Consider the following 19,145-nt stretch of genomic DNA (forward strand, 5'->3'; position numbering starts at 1 on the left):
GGCATCATGTCTGCAGGAGAAATCTCTACACCGCAGGAGTATATAGGTCACCACCTGAAGAACCTTCAGTTGGACCTGCGTACTTTCTCGCTGGTGGATCCGCATAACCCCCCGGCTACCTTCTGGACGCTCAACATCGACTCCATGTTTTTCTCAGTATTTCTGGGTCTGGTGTTCCTGGTGTTGTTCCGTAAAGTGGCGAAAACCGCAACCAGCGGTGTCCCGGGAAAATTCCAGACTTTTGTAGAGCTGATTATTGGCTTTGTACATGGCAGCGTGAAAGACATGTACCATGGCAAAAGCAAGGTTATCGCTCCACTCGCCCTGACGATTTTCGTCTGGGTCTTCCTGATGAACTTGATGGATCTGCTGCCTATCGATCTGCTGCCATACATTGGTGAGCACATCTTTGGCCTGCCAGCCCTGCGCGTGGTGCCGTCTGCGGACGTGAATATCACCCTCTCTATGGCGCTTGGCGTGTTTATCCTCATTCTGTTCTACAGCATCAAAATGAAAGGCATTGGCGGCTTCACGAAAGAGCTGACGCTGCAGCCGTTCAATCACTGGGCATTTATTCCTGTCAACTTAATCCTTGAAGGGGTAAGCCTGCTGTCCAAACCTGTATCACTGGGTCTGCGACTTTTCGGCAACATGTATGCCGGTGAGCTGATTTTCATTCTGATTGCTGGCCTGCTGCCGTGGTGGTCACAGTGGATTCTGAATGTGCCTTGGGCCATTTTCCACATCCTGATTATTACGCTGCAAGCCTTCATCTTCATGGTTCTGACGATCGTCTATCTGTCGATGGCGTCTGAAGAACATTAATTTACTTACCACTACTGCGTTTAACTGAAACAAACTTGGAGACTGTCATGGAAAACCTGAATATGGATCTGCTGTACATGGCTGCCGCTGTGATGATGGGTCTGGCGGCAATCGGTGCTGCGATCGGTATCGGCATCCTCGGGGGCAAATTCCTGGAAGGCGCTGCACGCCAACCAGATCTGATTCCACTTCTGCGTACTCAGTTCTTTATCGTAATGGGTCTGGTGGATGCAATCCCAATGATTGCTGTTGGTCTGGGTCTGTACGTGATGTTCGCCGTCGCCTAGTGAGCGATGTTTGAGTCATCTAGTAATATCAGAACGTTAACTAACAAAGAGGCATTGTGCTGTGAACATTAACGCAACAATCCTCGGCCAGGCCATCGCGTTTGTCCTGTTTGTTCTGTTCTGCATGAAGTACGTATGGCCGCCATTAATGGCAGCCATCGAGAAGCGTCAGAAAGAAATTGCTGACGGTCTTGCTTCTGCAGAACGTGCACAAAAGGACCTTGACCTTGCACAGGCCAACGCGACCGACCAGCTGAAAAAAGCCAAAGCGGAAGCTCAGGTGATCATTGAGCAGGCGAACAAACGCCGTGCCCAGATCCTTGATGAAGCGAAAACTGAGGCAGAGCAGGAACGTAATAAAATCGTTGGACAGGCTCAGGCAGAAATCGACGCTGAGCGTAAACGCGCTCGTGAAGAGCTGCGTAAGCAGGTCGCTCTGCTGGCAATTGCCGGTGCCGAGAAGATAATCGAACGTTCCGTAGATGAAGCTGCTAACAGCGACATCGTCGATAAACTGGTCGCTGAACTGTAAGGAGGGAGGGGCTGATGTCTGAATTTGTTACTGTAGCTCGCCCCTACGCCAAAGCAGCTTTTGACTTTGCCGTCGAACACCAGAGCGTAGACCGCTGGCAGAACATGCTGGCGTTTGCCGCCGAGGTAACGAAAAACGAACAAATGGAAGAGCTTCTTTCCGGTGCACTGGCACCAGAAACGCTCGCAGATTCGTTCATCGCCATTTGCGGCGAGCAGCTGGACGCCAACGGCCAGAACCTGATTAAGGTGATGGCTGATAACGGTCGTTTGAAAGCGCTCCCGGATGTTCTTGAGCAGTTCGCGCATTTGCGCGCGCTGAGTGAAGCGATTGCAGAGGTTCAGGTAACCTCCGCGTCTGAACTTAGCCATGAACAGCTTGCAAACATTACGTCCGCAATGGAAAAACGTCTGTCACGCAAAGTTAAGCTGAATTGCAAAATCGATAAGTCTGTTATGGCGGGCGTTATCATCCAGTCGGGTGATATGGTCATTGACGGTAGCGTACGCGGCCGTCTTGAACGCCTTGCAGACGTCTTGCAGTCTTAAGGGGACTGGAGCATGCAACTGAATTCCACCGAAATCAGCGAACTGATCAAGCAGCGCATTGCTCAGTTCAATGTTGTGAGCGAAGCTCATAACGAAGGTACTATTGTTTCTGTAAGTGACGGTATTATCCGCGTTCACGGCCTGGCCGATTGTATGCAGGGTGAGATGATTTCCCTGCCGGGTAACCGTTACGCTATCGCACTGAACCTGGAGCGCGACTCCGTAGGTGCGGTAGTGATGGGTCCATACGCTGACCTCGCCGAAGGCATGAAGGTTAAGTGTACTGGCCGTATTCTGGAAGTACCGGTTGGCCGTGGCCTGCTGGGCCGCGTGGTGAACACCCTGGGTGCACCAATTGACGGTAAAGGTCCGGTTGATAACGATGGCTTCTCGCCAATCGAAGTTATCGCGCCGGGCGTAATCGAACGTCAGTCCGTCGACCAGCCGGTTCAGACCGGTTATAAATCCGTCGATGCGATGATTCCAATCGGCCGTGGCCAGCGTGAGCTGATCATCGGTGACCGTCAGACCGGTAAAACCGCGATGGCAATCGATGCCATCATCAACCAGCGTGACTCCGGCATTAAATGTGTGTACGTGGCTATCGGCCAGAAAGCGTCCACCATTTCTAATGTGGTTCGTAAACTGGAAGAGCACGGTGCACTGTCCAACACCATCGTTGTTGTGGCAACTGCTTCTGAATCCGCTGCACTGCAATATCTGGCACCATACGCCGGTTGCGCAATGGGCGAGTACTTCCGTGACCGCGGTGAAGATGCGCTGATCGTATACGATGACCTGTCTAAACAGGCCGTTGCTTATCGTCAGGTTTCCCTGCTGCTTCGTCGTCCACCAGGTCGTGAAGCCTTCCCGGGCGACGTGTTCTACCTCCACTCCCGTCTGCTGGAGCGCGCATCCCGCGTTAACGCTGAATACGTGGAAGCTTTCACCAAAGGTGAAGTTAAAGGTAAAACCGGCTCCCTGACCGCTCTGCCGATTATCGAAACCCAGGCGGGTGACGTTTCTGCGTTCGTTCCAACCAACGTAATTTCGATTACCGATGGTCAGATCTTCCTGGAAACCAACCTCTTTAACTCCGGTATTCGTCCGGCGGTTAACCCAGGTATTTCGGTATCTCGTGTTGGTGGTGCTGCTCAGACCAAGATCATCAAGAAACTGTCCGGTGGTATCCGTACCGCGCTGGCACAGTATCGTGAACTGGCTGCGTTCTCTCAGTTCGCATCCGATCTGGACGAAGCCACCCGTAAACAGCTGAGCCACGGTCAGAAAGTGACCGAGCTGCTGAAACAGAAACAGTATGCCCCAATGTCTGTTGCACAGCAGGGCCTGGTGCTGTTCGCGGCTGAGCGCGGTTACCTCGAAGACGTGGAACTGGCGAAAATCGGTAGCTTCGAAGCCGCTCTGCTGGCTTACGCTGACCGTGATCACGCTCCGCTGATGCAAGAAATTAACCAGACCGGTGGCTATAACGACGAGATCGAAGGCAAGCTGAAAGGCATCCTCGACTCCTTTAAAGCAACCCAGTCCTGGTAACGTCTGGCGGCTTGCCTTAGGGCAGGCCGCAAGGCATTGAGGAGAAGCTCATGGCCGGCGCAAAAGAGATACGTAGTAAGATCGCAAGCGTCCAGAACACGCAGAAGATCACCAAAGCGATGGAGATGGTCGCCGCTTCCAAAATGCGTAAATCGCAGGATCGCATGGCGGCCAGCCGTCCTTATGCAGATACCATGCGCAAAGTGATTGGTCACCTTGCCAACGGTAATCTGGAATATAAGCACCCATACCTGGAAGAACGCGACGTTAAGCGCGTGGGCTACCTGGTGGTGTCGACCGATCGTGGTTTGTGCGGCGGTTTGAACATTAACCTGTTCAAAAAAGTGCTGGCGGATATGAAAGAGTGGTCCGATAAGGGCGTTCAGAGCGAACTCGCGATGATCGGCTCCAAAGGCGTTTCTTTCTTCAACTCCGTTGGCGGCAACGTGGTTGCTCAGGTTACCGGCATGGGAGATACCCCTTCCCTGTCAGAACTGATCGGCCCGGTGAAAGTGATGCTGCAAGCCTACGACGAAGGTCGTCTGGACAAGCTGTACGTTGTCAGCAATAAATTTGTTAACACCATGTCTCAGGTTCCGACCATCACTCAGCTGCTGCCGTTACCGGCATCAGAAGATGAGGAGCTGAAGCGTAAATCCTGGGACTACCTGTACGAACCGGACCCGAAAGCGCTGCTGGACACCCTGCTGCGTCGTTATGTCGAGTCTCAGGTTTATCAGGGCGTCGTAGAAAACCTGGCCAGCGAGCAGGCCGCACGTATGGTGGCGATGAAAGCCGCAACCGATAACGGCGGCAGCCTGATTAAAGAGCTGCGGTTGGTATACAACAAAGCTCGTCAGGCCAGCATTACTCAGGAACTTACCGAAATCGTCGGTGGTGCGTCCGCGGTTTAAACCAGGTTTATTACCCTAAATAGTTCGGTTTGCAGAAAGACGCCAACTGAGCAAATCCTCAAGAGCTTACTTCAGTAAGTGACGGAGGTGAGGGAAGGCAGTCAACGCATCTGCAAATTGAAATATGACGGGTAAACGAATTACGTAGAGGATTCAAGATGGCTACTGGAAAGATTGTCCAGGTAATCGGCGCCGTGGTGGACGTCGAGTTCCCTCAGGACGGCGTACCACGCGTTTATGACGCGCTTGAGGTACAGAACAACAATGAGAAGCTGGTGCTGGAAGTTCAGCAGCAGCTCGGCGGCGGTATCGTGCGTACCATCGCAATGGGTTCCTCCGACGGTCTGCGTCGCGGTCTGCAAGTCAATGACCTCGAGCACCCGATCGAAGTCCCGGTAGGTAAAGCGACCCTGGGCCGTATCATGAACGTGCTGGGTCAGCCAATCGACATGAAAGGCGACATCGGCGAAGAAGACCGTTGGGCTATTCACCGTGCAGCACCTTCCTACGAAGAGCTCTCCAGCTCTCAGGAACTGCTGGAAACCGGCATCAAAGTTATCGATCTGATTTGTCCGTTCGCTAAAGGCGGTAAAGTTGGTCTGTTCGGTGGTGCGGGCGTAGGTAAAACCGTAAACATGATGGAGCTGATCCGTAACATCGCGATCGAGCACTCCGGTTATTCCGTGTTTGCGGGCGTGGGTGAGCGTACTCGTGAGGGTAACGACTTCTACCACGAAATGACCGACTCCAACGTTCTGGATAAAGTAGCCCTGGTTTACGGCCAGATGAACGAGCCACCAGGTAACCGTCTGCGCGTAGCGCTGACCGGTCTGACCATCGCGGAGAAATTCCGTGACGAAGGCCGTGACGTTCTGCTGTTCGTTGATAACATCTATCGTTATACCCTGGCCGGTACAGAAGTATCTGCGCTGCTGGGTCGTATGCCTTCTGCGGTAGGTTATCAGCCTACGCTGGCAGAAGAGATGGGTGTTCTTCAGGAGCGTATTACCTCCACCAAGACCGGTTCTATCACCTCCGTACAGGCCGTTTACGTTCCTGCGGATGACTTGACTGACCCGTCTCCGGCGACCACCTTTGCGCACCTGGACTCAACGGTTACGCTGAGCCGTCAGATCGCATCTCTGGGTATTTACCCGGCAGTTGACCCGCTGGACTCCACCAGCCGTCAGCTGGATCCACTGGTAGTTGGTCAGGAGCACTACGACACCGCGCGTGGCGTTCAGTCTATCCTGCAGCGTTACCAGGAACTGAAAGACATCATCGCGATTCTGGGTATGGACGAACTGTCCGAAGAAGACAAACTGGTTGTAGCACGTGCGCGTAAGATCCAGCGCTTCCTGTCTCAGCCATTCTTCGTAGCAGAAGTCTTTACCGGTTCTCCAGGCAAATACGTTTCGCTGAAAGATACCATCCGTGGCTTTAAAGGCATCATGGACGGCGAATACGACCATCTGCCAGAGCAGGCGTTCTACATGGTTGGCTCCATCGACGAAGCCGTTGAGAAAGCGAAAAAACTTTAACGCCTAATCGGAGGGTGACATGGCTATGACTTACCACCTGGACGTCGTCAGCGCGGAGCAGCAAATGTTCTCCGGTCTGGTCGAAAAGATCCAGGTAACGGGCAGCGAAGGTGAGCTGGGTATCTACCCAGGTCACGCCCCGCTGCTCACCGCCATTAAGCCTGGTATGATTCGCATCGTTAAACAGCACGGACATGAAGAGTTTATCTACCTGTCCGGCGGTGTTCTGGAAGTGCAGCCGGGTAACGTAACCGTCCTGGCTGACACCGCGATTCGCGGTCAGGATCTCGACGAAGCGCGTGCCCTGGAAGCGAAACGCAAAGCTGAAGAGCACATGCACAGCTCCCACGGTGACGTGGATTACGCTCAGGCTTCTGCTGAACTGGCTAAAGCGATCGCCAAACTGCGCGTTATCGAGTTAACCAAAAAAGCGATGTAACTACCTGCTTGAAAAGACAAATGCCAGTCCGGGAAACCTGACTGGCATTTTTTTATTCCGCAGCTTTATTCCATGCTCAAAATAACCATAAAACCAGCTAGATAGCGGTTTTCTCGAGGTGTTTAGCCCCTGTTTCGGCCTTAATTCTCATGGATTCTACCGCAATTACTGCTATAAAAGACGCAGACAATGTCAAGGCGGTTAAATTAGCAGCAACGTATTTTTTGGTGCAAAATATGTAGAATTTTCAAGGCTAAATCGCTTTACTTCACACACTAAACAGATTCAGGACACGTATGTCAAACAGCGCAATGAGCGTGGTTATCCTTGCCGCCGGCAAAGGAACCCGCATGTACTCAGATCTTCCAAAGGTGCTGCACACGCTGGCTGGGAAGCCAATGGTTCAGCATGTCATTGACGCCGCTAATAAATTGGGCGCCCAGCGGGTAAACCTGGTGTATGGCCACGGCGGCGACCTGTTAAAGCAAACCTTGAATGACGGCTCGCTTAACTGGGTATTGCAGGCGGAGCAGCTGGGAACCGGCCATGCGATGCAGATGGCGGCGCCGTTTTTTGCCGATGACGAAGATATTCTGATGCTGTACGGCGATGTGCCGCTGATCTCCGTCGAGACTTTACGGCGCTTGCGTGAAGCCAAACCGCAGGGCGGCATTGGTTTGCTGACCGTTAAGCTTGATGATCCTACCGGCTATGGCCGCATTGCGCGGGAAAATGGCAAAGTCGTTGGCATCGTTGAGCATAAAGACGCCAGCGAAGAGCAGCGCAAAATCAATGAAATCAACACCGGGATTCTGGTGGCTAACGGTGCAGATCTGAAGCGCTGGCTCGGTAAACTGGACAACAACAACGCCCAGGGCGAGTTTTACATCACGGACATTATTGCTCTGGCTCATGGTGAAGGGCGTGAAATTGCCGCCGTTCATCCGGATCGCCTGAGTGAAGTCGAAGGCGTGAATAACCGCCTACAGCTTTCTCGCCTGGAACGCGTTTACCAAACGGAGCAGGCCGATAAGCTGCTGCTGGCGGGCGTCATGCTGCGCGATCCGGCTCGTTTCGATCTGCGCGGTGAATTAACGCACGGGCGCGATGTTGAAATCGATACTAATGTCATTGTGGAAGGCCGCGTTACGCTGGGTAACCGCGTGAAGATCGGGACCGGCTGCGTGATTAAAAACGCCGTTATTGGCGATGACTGCGAAATCAGTCCGTATAGCGTGATTGAGGATGCGACGCTTGAAGCAGCCTGCACCATCGGACCATTTGCCCGACTGCGACCTGGCGCTGAACTGGCGCAAGGCGCTCACGTCGGCAACTTTGTTGAAATGAAGAAAGCTCGTCTGGGTAAAGGCTCCAAAGCTGGTCATTTGAGCTACCTCGGTGATGCCGAAATTGGTGATAACGTGAACATCGGTGCCGGCACTATTACCTGTAACTACGATGGCGCGAACAAACATAAAACCATTATTGGTGATGACGTGTTTGTTGGTTCTGATACTCAGCTGGTGGCCCCGGTCACCGTGGCCAGTGGCGTTACAATTGGCGCCGGAACGACTGTGACGCGCGACATTGCTGAAAACGAACTGGTGATCAGCCGCGTAAAACAGAAACACATTCAGGGCTGGCAGCGTCCGGTGAAGAAAAAGTAATTTCCCCTCACCCTAACCCTCTCCCCTAAGGGAGAGGGAACTGGACTGAGATGGCTTTCCCTTCCTCTCAAAGGGCCAGGGAGCTGAATCAAACACGGATTTTCTCCCTCTCCCCAAAGGGGCATGGGAACTGAACAAAACACGGATTTCCTCCCTCTCCCCAAAGGGCCTGGGAGCTGAATAAAACACAGATTTCCTCCCTCTCCCTTCCAGGGAGAGGGTTGGGGTGAGGGTCGTTCTTGAAAACGCCCCACCCAAAAGCAGTAACCATAAAAATAACCCCACTCTCTACAAGGCTCGGGGCTCCGGAAAACCGGAATAAACAGGTCAGCGACAACACATGGCTAACGCCATTATCAGGACTTAAAAATTATGTGTGGAATTGTTGGCGCAGTGGCGCAACGTGATATCGCTGAAATCCTTCTCGAAGGGCTTCGTCGTCTGGAATACCGCGGGTACGACTCCGCGGGCCTGGCGGTTGTTGACGAGAAAGGTCAAATGACCCGTCTGCGTCGTCTGGGTAAAGTACAGAAGCTCGCAGAAGCGGCAGAAGAAACCGCTCTGCATGGCGGCACCGGGATTGCCCATACCCGCTGGGCAACGCACGGCGAACCTTCAGAAATTAACGCTCACCCACATGTTTCCGACCATATTGTGGTCGTACACAACGGCATTATCGAAAACCACGAGCCGCTGCGTGAAGCGCTGCAGTCTCGCGGCTACACGTTTGTCTCCCAGACGGATACCGAAGTTATTGCTCACCTGGTGCACTGGGAGCTGGAGCAGGGTGGCACGCTGCGCGAGGCGGTCCTTCGCGCTATTCCTCAGCTTCGCGGCGCTTACGGCACCGTGATTATGGACACCCGCAACCCGGATGTTCTGCTGGCCGCGCGCTCCGGTAGTCCGATGGTTATCGGTCTGGGCATGGGTGAAAACTTTATCGCTTCTGACCAACTGGCATTGCTGCCGGTGACCCGCCGCTTCATCTTCCTTGAAGAGGGCGATATCGCCGAAGTGACGCGCCGCGCAGTGACCGTTTTTGATACCAAAGGCGAGCAGGTTCAGCGCCCGGACATTGAATCTAACCTGCAGTATGACGCTGGCGACAAAGGCATTTATCGCCATTACATGCAGAAAGAGATTTATGAGCAGCCGAATGCCATCAAAAACACCCTGGCCGGGCGCATCAGCCACGGTGAAGTGGATTTGACGGAGCTGGGGCCAAAAGCCAACGAAATGCTCTCTCAGGTTGAGCATATTCAAATTGTCGCCTGCGGCACTTCCTATAACTCAGGTATGGTTTCCCGCTACTGGTTCGAAGCGCTGGCCGGCGTGCCTTGCGATGTTGAAATCGCCTCTGAATTCCGCTACCGCAAATCTGCCGTGCGCCGCAACAGCCTGATGATTACCCTTTCCCAGTCTGGTGAAACGGCAGACACGCTGGCGGCGCTGCGCCTGTCTAAAGATCTGGGCTATCTCGGTTCGCTGGCGATTTGTAACGTGGCAGGCTCTTCTCTGGTGCGTGAATCCGATCTGGCGCTGATGACCAATGCCGGAACGGAAATCGGCGTGGCTTCAACCAAAGCGTTTACCACTCAACTGACCGTACTGTTGATGCTGGTGGCTAAGCTGAGCCGCCTGAAAGGCGCTGACGCTCAGATTGAGCAAGATATCGTGCATGGCCTGCAGGCGCTGCCAAGCCGTATCGAGCAGATGCTGTCCCAGGACAAACGCATTGAGCAGCTGGCGGAAGATTTCTCTGATAAGCATCATGCTCTGTTCCTTGGCCGTGGCGATCAGTACCCGATCGCCATGGAAGGTGCGCTGAAGCTGAAAGAGATCTCCTATATTCACGCTGAAGCCTACGCGGCAGGCGAGCTGAAGCACGGTCCGCTGGCGCTGATTGACGCCGATATGCCGGTTATCGTTGTGGCACCGAATAACGAGCTGTTGGAAAAACTGAAATCCAACATCGAAGAAGTTCGCGCCCGCGGCGGCCAGCTGTATGTCTTCGCCGACCGTGATGCCGGCTTTACCAGCAGCGACAACATGCACATCATCGAGATGCCGCATGTGGAAGAGGTGATTGCACCAATCTTCTACACTGTCCCGCTGCAGCTGCTGTCCTACCACGTGGCGCTGATCAAAGGCACCGACGTGGACCAGCCGCGCAATCTGGCGAAATCGGTAACGGTTGAGTAATTTTTTGTCACTAATCAGTCGCGATTAGCGGATGGAAAAGCCGTTTCTCACCAGATCAATAATGCTATAAACGAAGCTAACCTCGGGCGAGATACCGGGTTAGCTATCGCATCCACCCTGCGAACGGCGAGTTTGCAGGGTGTTTTTATTTCTGAGCGGGAAACAACAAATGTCGGCAAACAAACCTCACTGTCGGCTGGTCAAGCCGCAGCCAGTATTTATCGGTAAGCAGGGGCTTTCTTATCAGGTAGGTGTTTCAAAGGAGGCCGTCGATTCGCAGCATATCCATATGCAGCTGGCGACCATTCCTCCTCGTTCGCAGGCTAAAGCCCACAAGCACGAACACCATGAAACCGCAATTTATGCCCTGAGCGGAACTTCGTCGGTGCTTTATGGCGATGCGCTGGAGCATTTTCTTGAGCTTCCCGCCGGCAGCTTTCTTTATATCCCGATGGATACCCCGCACCTGCCTTACAACAATACCGATGAGCCTGCGGTGGTGATTATTTCGCGGACCGATCCTAACGAGCAGGAGAGCGTGGTGATGATGCCCGAGCTGGACAGAGACGTGCTCTAGCGTCGCCGGATAAATTGTCGCGGAGTCATAGATAAGCCCTCAACTGCGTAGAGGGCTTTTTTGTTATTTAATTTTCTGGGCGAGTTCATCAATCTTGCGGGAAAGCTGCTCGTTATCCCGCTTCAGGCTGTCCATTTTGGATTGCTGCTCATTGGCTTTACTTTCCATTTGAGACAGTTTGTTTTTCATCTCATCCAGCCTGCTTTCCTGCTCATCTATTTTCCTGACGCTACCGTCGTAATTTGACTGCAACTTTTCCAGGCGATTCTTCATCTCGACAATTGTGCTTTCCTTAATCGATGTCGGGACGATCGTACTACTGCCTGCAAAGGTGGCGAGCGTAGAGGTGAAAGAATCCGTATTGCGTGCCTGAACGGCATCAGCGTAAACGGTAGAGGCTGTCATAATGAGTGATATCGTACATAATACAGACAGATAGGCTTTCATTTTTACACACCTTTTTAAACAAACTGAATTTAATGATGCTTTAAAAAACATGGGGTTGTGTGTTTTTTTATGACACTGAGCGGATTGTCATAAAACTGTCATAATTCGTACATTTAACTGTCACCAAACTGTCCTATTTTCTACCCTGTATTTAATTAAACAACAATTTACGAACATCTGGCAGGAGACATTATGAACGTTATGCGTACCACTGTCGCAACTGTTGTCGCCGCGACCTTATCTCTGAGCGCTTCTACTGCGTTTGCAGCTGCAAGCCTGACTGGCGCTGGTGCAACCTTCCCTGCGCCGGTGTATGCCAAGTGGGCAGATACCTACCAGAAAGAAACTGGTAACAAGGTGAACTATCAGGGTATCGGTTCCTCCGGCGGCGTGAAGCAAATCATTGCTAACACCGTTGACTTCGGCGCTTCTGACGCCCCTCTGGCGGATGACAAATTACAGCAAGAAGGCCTGTTCCAGTTCCCTACCGTAATCGGTGGCGTAGTGCTGGCGGTTAACCTGCCTGGCTTCAAGTCTGGCGAGCTGGTCCTGGACGGCAAAACCCTGGGCGACATCTACCTGGGCACCATCAAAAAATGGAACGACCCGGCGATTGCTAAGCTGAACCCAGGCCACAAACTGCCGGATCAGAACATCGCGGTTGTTCGTCGTGCTGACGGCTCCGGTACTTCCTTCGTGTTCACCAGCTACCTGTCTAAAGTGAACGAAGAGTGGAAATCTAAAATTGGCGCAGGCTCTACCGTTAACTGGCCAACTGGTCTGGGCGGTAAAGGCAACGACGGCATCGCGGCCTTCGTACAGCGTCTGCCAGGCTCCATCGGCTACGTTGAATACGCTTACGCTAAGCAGAACAACCTGACTTACACCAAGCTGCTGTCCGCTGACGGTAAGCCAGTTAGCCCGACCGAAGCAAACTTTGCTAACGCGGCTAAAGGCGCTGACTGGAGCAAATCCTTCGCACAGGATCTGACCAACCAGAAAGGTGACGAAGCGTGGCCAATCACCTCCACCACCTTCATCCTGGTTCACAAAGAGCAGAAAAACCCTGAGCAGGGCGCAGAAGTGCTGAAGTTCTTTGACTGGGCATACAAATCCGGCGCGAAAGAAGCTAACGCCCTGGATTACGCAACGCTGCCGGCCTCTGTGGTTGAGCAAGTTCGCGCTGCATGGAAGACCAATGTAAAAGACAGTTCCGGTAAGGCGCTGTACTAAGTGCAAAAATCTGGGGTAACAGGTATGTTACCCCGGTTTATTCAGCAACTACGAAGAGTACGCTATGGCTGTGACTAAGCCGACGTTTAAAGCCCCTGGCAAACAAGGCGATGTAATTTTCAGTGCGCTGGTAAGACTGGCTGCGCTGATTGTGCTATTTCTGCTGGGTGGGATTATCATCTCGCTGTTTATCTCCTCGCTGCCGAGCATTGAGAAGTTTGGCTTCTCTTTCCTCTGGTCTAAAGAGTGGGATGCCCCTAATGAAGTTTTCGGCGCGCTGGTGCCGATTTACGGAACCCTCGTTACCTCGTTTATCGCTCTGCTGATTGCGGTTCCGGTGAGCTTTGGTATCGCCCTGTTCCTGACAGAACTTGCGCCCGGCTGGCTGAAGCGCCCGCTGGGTATCGCTATTGAACTGCTGGCGGCCATTCCAAGTATCGTGTACGGCATGTGGGGCCTGTTTATCTTTGCTCCCCTGTTCGCGACCTACTTCCAGGAACCCGTAGGCAACGTGCTCTCTGCCGTGCCTATCGTTGGCGCGCTGTTCTCTGGCCCTGCGTTTGGTATCGGCATTCTTGCCGCCGGCGTGATCCTCGCCATTATGATCATCCCTTACATCGCCTCCGTGATGCGCGATGTCTTCGAACAAACGCCAGTGATGATGAAAGAATCGGCCTACGGCATCGGCTGCACCACCTGGGAAGTTATCTGGCGCATTGTTCTGCCGTTCACCAAAAACGGCGTTATCGGCGGCGTGATGCTTGGCCTTGGCCGTGCGCTGGGCGAAACCATGGCGGTGACCTTTATCATCGGTAATACCTACCAGCTCGACAGCGCCTCGCTGTATATGCCGGGCAACAGTATTACCTCTGCGCTGGCGAACGAGTTTGCCGAAGCGGAATCCGGCCTGCATACCGCCGCGCTGATGGAGCTTGGCTTAATTCTGTTTGTGATTACCTTTATCGTACTGGCTATCTCTAAGTTCATGATTATGCGCCTGGCGAAAAACGAAGGGGCTCGCTCATGACCACGATGGAAATGCAAAGCAGCGCGGCACTGGCTGAGTCGCGCCGCAAAATGCAGGCGCGTCGCCGCATGAAGAACCGTATCGCCCTGACGCTCTCTATGGCGACCATGGTGTTCGGTCTGTTTTGGCTGGTGTGGATCCTATTTTCCACGGTAACCCGCGGCATCGACGGCATGTCGCTGGCGCTGTTTACCGAAATGACGCCTCCGCCTAATACCGCGGGCGGTGGCCTGGCTAACGCCCTGGCGGGCAGCGGCCTGCTGATCCTGTGGGCGACCGTTATCGGCACGCCGCTGGGCATCATGGCCGGGATTTATCTGGCGGAGTACGGACGTAAGTCCGCGCTGGCCGAAGTGATTCGTTTTATTAACGACATTCTTTTGTCTGCCCCGTCGATTGTGGTCGGCCTGTTCGTTTACACCATTGTGGTGGCGAAAATGGAACACTTCTCCGGCTGGGCGGGCGTGATTGCGCTGGCGCTGCTGCAGGTGCCTATCGTCATTCGCACCACTGAAAACATGCTGAAACTGGTGCCGGACAGTCTGCGCGAAGCAGCTTACGCACTGGGAACACCAAAATGGAAGATGATCTCCGCGATTACGCTTAAGGCGTCCGTCTCCGGGATTATCACCGGCGTGCTGCTGGCGATTGCGCGTATCGCTGGCGAAACCGCTCCGCTGCTCTTCACCTCCCTCTCCAACCAGTTCTGGAGCACGGACATGATGCAGCCTATCGCCAACCTGCCGGTGACCATTTTCAAATTTGCGATGAGCCCGTTTTCCGAGTGGCAACAGCTGGCCTGGGCAGGGGTGCTGATTATTACCCTCTGCGTGCTGCTGCTGAACATTCTGGCGCGCGTGATTTTCTCGAAGAGTAAACACGGTTAAATTTTACGGCGCGGCTCTCGCGGCGCCGGACGGAGATTAAGACACAGATGAGTAAGGTTGATTTAGCCCCAGGCAAAATCCAGGTTCGCGATCTGAACTTCTACTACGGTAAGTTCCACGCCCTGAAGAACATCAATCTGGATATCGCGAAGAACCAGGTTACCGCCTTCATTGGGCCGTCAGGCTGTGGTAAATCCACCCTGCTGCGTACCTTTAACAAAATGTACTCGCTCTATCCTGAGCAGCGTGCAGAAGGTGAAATCCTGCTGGATGGGGAAAATATTCTCACCCAGAGCCAGGACATCGCCCTGCTGCGTGCCAAAGTCGGCATGGTCTTCCAGAAGCCGACGCCGTTCCCAATGTCCATCTACGACAACATCGCTTTTGGCGTGCGTCTGTTTGAAAAGCTGTCCCGCAGCGACATGGATGAACGCGTGCAGTGGGCATTGACCAAAGCCGCGCTGTGGAACGAAACTAAAGATAAACTGCACCAGAGCGGCTACAGTCTCTCCGGTGGCCAGCAGCAGCGTCTGTGCATCGCTCGCGGCATCGCAATCCGCCCGGAAGTTCTGCTGCTGGATGAGCCGTGTTCCGCGCTTGACCCGATCTCCACCGGGCGTATCGAAGAGCTGATCACCGAGCTGAAAGAAGACTATACCGTAGTGATCGTGACCCACAACATGCAGCAGGCGGCGCGTTGTTCTGACCACACGGCGTTTATGTACCTCGGCGAGCTGATCGAATTCAGCGAAACCGATACGCTGTTTACTACGCCAGCGAAGAAACAAACCGAAGATTACATTACTGGCCGCTACGGTTGATTTGGAGAGCGCGATGGATAACCTCAACTTAAACAAACACATTTCTGGCCAGTTCAACGCCGAGCTGGAGTACATCCGTACTCAGGTGATGACGATGGGCGGGCTGGTGGAACAACAGCTCTCCGACGCGATCACCGCGATGCACAACCAGGACAGCGAGCTGGCGAAGCGCGTTATTGCCGGTGACCAGAAGGTTAACATGATGGAAGTGGCGATCGATGAAGCCTGCGTGCGCATCATCGCCAAACGTCAGCCAACCGCCAGCGACCTGCGTCTGGTGATGGCTATCATCAAAACCATCGCCGAGCTGGAACGTATTGGTGACGTAGCGGACAAAATCTGCCGCACCGCGCTGGAGAAATTCTCCCAGCAACACCAGCCGCTGCTGGTCAGCCTGGAATCGCTGGGGCGCCACACCGTGCAGATGCTGCACGACGTGCTGGACGCTTTCGCGCGTATGGATCTGGATGAAGCGGTACGTATCTACCGCGAAGACAAGAAAGTTGACCAGGAATATGAAGGCATCGTGCGTCAGCTGATGACCTACATGATGGAAGACTCCCGTACGATTCCAAGCGTGCTGACCGCGCTGTTCTGCGCCCGTTCTATCGAGCGTATCGGTGACCGCTGCCAGAATATCTGCGAATACATCTTCTACTTCGTGAAGGGGCAGGATTTCCGTCACGTGGGCGGCGATGAGCTGGACAAGCTGCTGGCAGGTAAAGATCCGAAAGAGTAAGCATTTCCGTTCCCTCTCCTTTTAGGAGAGGGTTCGACGCTTCTTTCCCCCCTCTCCCTTTTGGGGAGAGGGTTGGGGTGAGGGGACGTTACTTCCCGAACAAACGCCGCGAATTATCCTCGATCTTCCCTGAAATTCTGCGCTTCTGCATCGTTCTGCTCCAGCTTACCGACAGTCCCGCCGCCGACAAAAGCCGATGATATTGCGAGTCATCAAACGGCATATGCCAGGCAATGGCGATAGCTTCTGCCACCGTCACGTCGCTAACGCGAGAGGCCAGTTCCAGCGGTGCATCGGCGGAAACATTCCCCGCCAGAATCACCCGATAAAGCCAGCCGCAGTAGCCCGCTTCTTGCATCCGCGTTGCCATATCCTCCACGCCAAAATGGTAGTTCAGCTTAAAGCACGGGGAACGAGGCTGCGTTACCTGAATCAGCGCCTCACCCCAGCGGTAAATATCCCCCATAAAGACGTTCTTTTCCGTCATCCCTTCTGTCGACAGATTTTCACCGAAGGCCGGGGCGTTAAACAGCTCCGCTTTATCCGGGAAGAGTTGCGCCCAGTGCTGATAATGCTCGCGCGGATAGTGGCACAGCGCCCTGTCTGGTCCGCCGTGAATCACCTTCTCCGCCTGCTCGTCTCCTTCCAGCCCAGTCTCGGTCAGGCGAAGTTCGCCGTCCACCTGAACTTTGGCGATGGCGCTGGGCCGACTCCCTTCGTAATCACGAATTTGGCCGGCGTAAACCTGAAGCGGATAGCGGTGCATAAGCGACTCCCTGCGAAATAGACATAAAAAAAGCGAGCCATCAGGCTCGCTTCTCTAAGGTCGTATTGCAACCTTATTTTTTAGCGGCGAAACGTGCTGCTGCTTCGTCCCAGTTAACCACGTTCCAGAACTCTTTCGCGTAGTCCGGGCGACGGTTCTGGAATTTCAGGTAGTAAGCGTGTTCCCAAACGTCCAGGCCTACAATCGGGAAGCCGGAAGCGCCGGAGACAGCTTCACCCATCAGCGGGCTGTCCTGGTTTGCAGTAGACACTACAGCCAGTTTGTCGCCTTTCAGTACCAGCCACGCCCAGCCGGAGCCGAAACGGGTAGCAGCTGCTTTTTCGAACTCAGCTTTGAACGCGTCAACGCTGCCGAAATCGCGCTCGATAGCGGCTTTCAGGTCACCCTTCAGCTCGGTGCCTTTTTTCAGGCCTTTCCAGAAGAAGCTGTGGTTAGCGTGGCCGCCGGCGTTGTTACGCAGTACGGTTTTCTTATCCGCTGGCAGCTGATCCAGTTTGGTAATCAGCTCTTCAGCAGACAGGCTGGCAAACTCAGGCAGGGATTCCAGCGCGGCGTTCGCGTTGTTAACGTAGGCCTGGTGGTGTTTGCTGTGGTGGATTTCCATGGTTTCTTTATCGAAATGCGGTTCCAGCGCGTCGTAAGCGTAAGGCAGGGATGGCAGTGTATAGCTCATATTCATCGTCTCCATTAACGTAGAGCGGCTGTAGTGCTGTTAACGCCGCGTAATCAGTCGGTTCATTATAGTTAATTAAATGATATTGAAAATGTTTATCAATGCCGTACTTAGCGTGTGGTTATAACTTTTCTTCATGAAACCACGGCTTACGGCTATAACGCAGCGGGTAAAAAGTCCCTCTTCGCAGAGTAGCGACGGATTGTTACCCGGTCGTGACGTTAAGCTTTGGCAGGGAAAGGGGGATAACAAACTGTGATCGCCATCAGCAGCATTCTCTGATTTTTGCCAGCTTCCCCCGGCGTGCGGCACTGCCCTAAAGGTTAGCCGGTTGCTCACTCTTTAGACTCGTTGATATTGCAGGCTGTCGCAGAGGCGACGGCCCAAAAACAGCGAGGGTTAATCATGAGCAATGCAATCACGATGGGGATCCTGTGGCATCTGATCGGTGCCGCCAGCGCCGCCTGTTTTTATGCCCCGTTTAAAAAAGTGCGGCACTGGTCCTGGGAAACCATGTGGTCCGTCGGCGGGATTGTCTCCTGGCTTATCCTGCCCTGGGCGGTGAGTGCCGTACTGCTGCCCGATTTCTGGGGTTATTACGGCTCGTTCAGCGCGGCCACGCTGCTGTCTGTGTTTTTGTTTGGTGCCATGTGGGGCATCGGTAATATCAATTATGGCCTGACGATGCGCTATCTGGGAATGTCGATGGGGATTGGCATCGCCATCGGCATCACGCTGATTGTCGGCACATTACTGACCCCGATCATCAATGGCAAATTTGCCATGCTGACGGGTACGCCAGGCGGACGCATGACGCTCCTTGGCGTGCTGGTGGCGCTTATCGGTGTGGCTATTGTGACCTGGGCAGGCCTGCTAAAAGAGCGTCAGATGGGGATTAAAGCGGAAGAATTTAACCTGAAAAAAGGGCTGCTGCTGGCGGTGATCTGCGGCATTTTTTCCGCCGGTATGTCATTTGCGATGGATGCAGCGAAGCCCATGCATCAGGCGGCGTCGAATCTTGGCGTCGATCCGCTTTATATTGCCCTGCCAAGCTATGTGGTGATCATGGGGGGCGGGGCCGTTATTAATCTGGGCTTCTGCTTTATCCGGCTGGTAAAAGTAAAGAAATTGTCGGTAAAAGCTGATTTCTCGCTGGCAAAATCGCTGATTGTCACCAACCTGATTTTATCGGCACTTGGCGGCCTGATGTGGTATCTGCAATTCTTCTTCTACGCCTGGGGGCACGCTAAAATTCCGGCACAGTATGACTACATGAGCTGGATGCTGCATATGAGTTTCTATGTGCTCTGCGGCGGGCTGGTAGGGTTAATCATGAAGGAGTGGAAGTCCGCGGGGCGCAGGCCGGTTGGCGTACTGGCGATGGGCTGCCTGACGATCATTCTTGCCGCCAATATCGTCGGTATGGGCATGGCTAACGGATGAGG

At 53.7% G+C, this 19,145-nt stretch carries 20 protein-coding genes; 17 read left to right on the top strand and 3 right to left on the bottom strand.

Features of this window, described 5'->3' with window-relative positions; all coding sequences use genetic code 11:
• Window positions 1-6: 6 nt before the first annotated feature.
• The 11 genes from atpB to F3J29_RS16165 all read left to right on the top strand — a co-directional run bounded on the left by atpB (window position 7) and on the right by F3J29_RS16165 (window position 11,086).
• Entirely contained in the window at window positions 7-825 is an 819-nt protein-coding gene (gene atpB, locus F3J29_RS16115) for a F0F1 ATP synthase subunit A (RefSeq protein ID WP_166867571.1), read from the top strand.
• A gap of 47 nt (window positions 826-872) precedes the next feature.
• A complete protein-coding gene (gene atpE, locus F3J29_RS16120) occupies window positions 873-1,112 on the top strand; it encodes a F0F1 ATP synthase subunit C (RefSeq protein ID WP_000429386.1) in 240 nt (79 codons plus the stop codon).
• A gap of 61 nt (window positions 1,113-1,173) precedes the next feature.
• The gene (atpF, locus tag F3J29_RS16125) at window positions 1,174-1,644 is read left to right on the top strand and encodes a F0F1 ATP synthase subunit B (RefSeq protein WP_008457751.1); all 471 of its coding nucleotides are present in this window, start codon (window positions 1,174-1,176) and stop codon (window positions 1,642-1,644) included.
• Between the two features lie 14 nt (window positions 1,645-1,658).
• Complete coding sequence (gene atpH, locus F3J29_RS16130; protein ID WP_166867573.1) at window positions 1,659-2,192, top strand: F0F1 ATP synthase subunit delta; 534 nt, start codon at window positions 1,659-1,661, stop codon at window positions 2,190-2,192.
• Between the two features lie 12 nt (window positions 2,193-2,204).
• On the top strand, window positions 2,205-3,746 hold the full coding sequence (atpA, locus tag F3J29_RS16135) for a F0F1 ATP synthase subunit alpha (RefSeq protein WP_008457747.1): 1,542 nt from the start codon (window positions 2,205-2,207) through the stop codon (window positions 3,744-3,746).
• Between the two features lie 50 nt (window positions 3,747-3,796).
• On the top strand, window positions 3,797-4,660 hold the full coding sequence (gene atpG / locus F3J29_RS16140) for a F0F1 ATP synthase subunit gamma (protein WP_045784450.1): 864 nt from the start codon (window positions 3,797-3,799) through the stop codon (window positions 4,658-4,660).
• A gap of 158 nt (window positions 4,661-4,818) precedes the next feature.
• Entirely contained in the window at window positions 4,819-6,201 is a 1,383-nt protein-coding gene (atpD, locus tag F3J29_RS16145; RefSeq protein WP_008457741.1) for a F0F1 ATP synthase subunit beta, read from the top strand.
• Between the two features lie 19 nt (window positions 6,202-6,220).
• On the top strand, window positions 6,221-6,640 hold the full coding sequence (locus F3J29_RS16150) for a F0F1 ATP synthase subunit epsilon (protein ID WP_008457739.1): 420 nt from the start codon (window positions 6,221-6,223) through the stop codon (window positions 6,638-6,640).
• Between the two features lie 296 nt (window positions 6,641-6,936).
• Window positions 6,937-8,307 carry a bifunctional UDP-N-acetylglucosamine diphosphorylase/glucosamine-1-phosphate N-acetyltransferase GlmU gene (gene glmU / locus F3J29_RS16155; protein WP_166867575.1) on the top strand — a complete coding sequence of 457 codons (1,371 nt, stop codon included), beginning with the start codon at window positions 6,937-6,939 and terminating at the stop codon, window positions 8,305-8,307.
• A 372-nt stretch (window positions 8,308-8,679) separates the two neighbouring features.
• Window positions 8,680-10,509, top strand: a complete 1,830-nt coding sequence (gene glmS / locus F3J29_RS16160) for a glutamine--fructose-6-phosphate transaminase (isomerizing) (protein ID WP_166867577.1) — start codon at window positions 8,680-8,682, stop codon at window positions 10,507-10,509.
• A gap of 169 nt (window positions 10,510-10,678) precedes the next feature.
• The gene (locus tag F3J29_RS16165) at window positions 10,679-11,086 is read left to right on the top strand and encodes a cupin domain-containing protein (RefSeq protein WP_008457733.1); all 408 of its coding nucleotides are present in this window, start codon (window positions 10,679-10,681) and stop codon (window positions 11,084-11,086) included.
• A 63-nt stretch (window positions 11,087-11,149) separates the two neighbouring features.
• Here the strand turns inward: F3J29_RS16165 and F3J29_RS16170 are convergent, their stop codons facing one another.
• Complete coding sequence (locus F3J29_RS16170; RefSeq protein ID WP_166867579.1) at window positions 11,150-11,533, bottom strand: hypothetical protein; 384 nt, start codon at window positions 11,531-11,533, stop codon at window positions 11,150-11,152.
• 192 nt (window positions 11,534-11,725) lie between these two features.
• Here F3J29_RS16170 and pstS point away from each other — a divergent pair, with 192 nt between their 5' ends.
• The 5 genes from pstS (at window position 11,726) to phoU (ending at window position 16,240) form a co-directional block, all read left to right on the top strand.
• Window positions 11,726-12,766 (top strand): phosphate ABC transporter substrate-binding protein PstS, encoded by a 1,041-nt coding sequence (gene pstS, locus F3J29_RS16175; protein WP_008457728.1) that lies wholly within the window; start codon window positions 11,726-11,728, stop codon window positions 12,764-12,766.
• 64 nt (window positions 12,767-12,830) lie between these two features.
• Window positions 12,831-13,793, top strand: coding sequence for a phosphate ABC transporter permease PstC (gene pstC, locus F3J29_RS16180; RefSeq protein ID WP_008457726.1), 963 nt, complete (start codon window positions 12,831-12,833; stop codon window positions 13,791-13,793).
• Window positions 13,790-14,680: a phosphate ABC transporter permease PstA gene (gene pstA, locus F3J29_RS16185; protein ID WP_166867581.1), complete on the top strand. Its 891-nt coding sequence runs from the start codon at window positions 13,790-13,792 to the stop codon at window positions 14,678-14,680. Before pstC ends, pstA begins: the two co-directional genes overlap by 4 nt.
• 47 nt (window positions 14,681-14,727) lie before the next feature.
• Entirely contained in the window at window positions 14,728-15,501 is a 774-nt protein-coding gene (gene pstB, locus F3J29_RS16190; RefSeq protein ID WP_008457722.1) for a phosphate ABC transporter ATP-binding protein PstB, read from the top strand.
• A gap of 13 nt (window positions 15,502-15,514) precedes the next feature.
• A complete protein-coding gene (gene phoU / locus F3J29_RS16195) occupies window positions 15,515-16,240 on the top strand; it encodes a phosphate signaling complex protein PhoU (RefSeq protein ID WP_008457720.1) in 726 nt (241 codons plus the stop codon).
• A gap of 88 nt (window positions 16,241-16,328) precedes the next feature.
• On the opposite strand, the gene yiiM is transcribed toward phoU, so the two are convergent.
• Together yiiM and sodA are read right to left on the bottom strand one after the other, a co-directional pair.
• A complete protein-coding gene (gene yiiM, locus F3J29_RS16200; RefSeq protein WP_166867583.1) occupies window positions 16,329-17,006 on the bottom strand; it encodes a 6-hydroxyaminopurine reductase in 678 nt (225 codons plus the stop codon).
• A 73-nt stretch (window positions 17,007-17,079) separates the two neighbouring features.
• Entirely contained in the window at window positions 17,080-17,700 is a 621-nt protein-coding gene (gene sodA / locus F3J29_RS16205) for a superoxide dismutase [Mn] (protein ID WP_166867585.1), read from the bottom strand.
• 405 nt (window positions 17,701-18,105) lie between these two features.
• On the opposite strand from sodA, the gene rhaT reads away from it, so the two are divergent.
• Window positions 18,106-19,143 (top strand): L-rhamnose/proton symporter RhaT, encoded by a 1,038-nt coding sequence (rhaT, locus tag F3J29_RS16210; RefSeq protein WP_166867587.1) that lies wholly within the window; start codon window positions 18,106-18,108, stop codon window positions 19,141-19,143.
• Window positions 19,144-19,145: the final 2 nt, after the last annotated feature.

Origin of the sequence: Enterobacter sp. Cy-643 (genome assembly GCF_011752815.1) — a bacterium.
GTDB lineage: Bacteria > Pseudomonadota > Gammaproteobacteria > Enterobacterales > Enterobacteriaceae > Cedecea.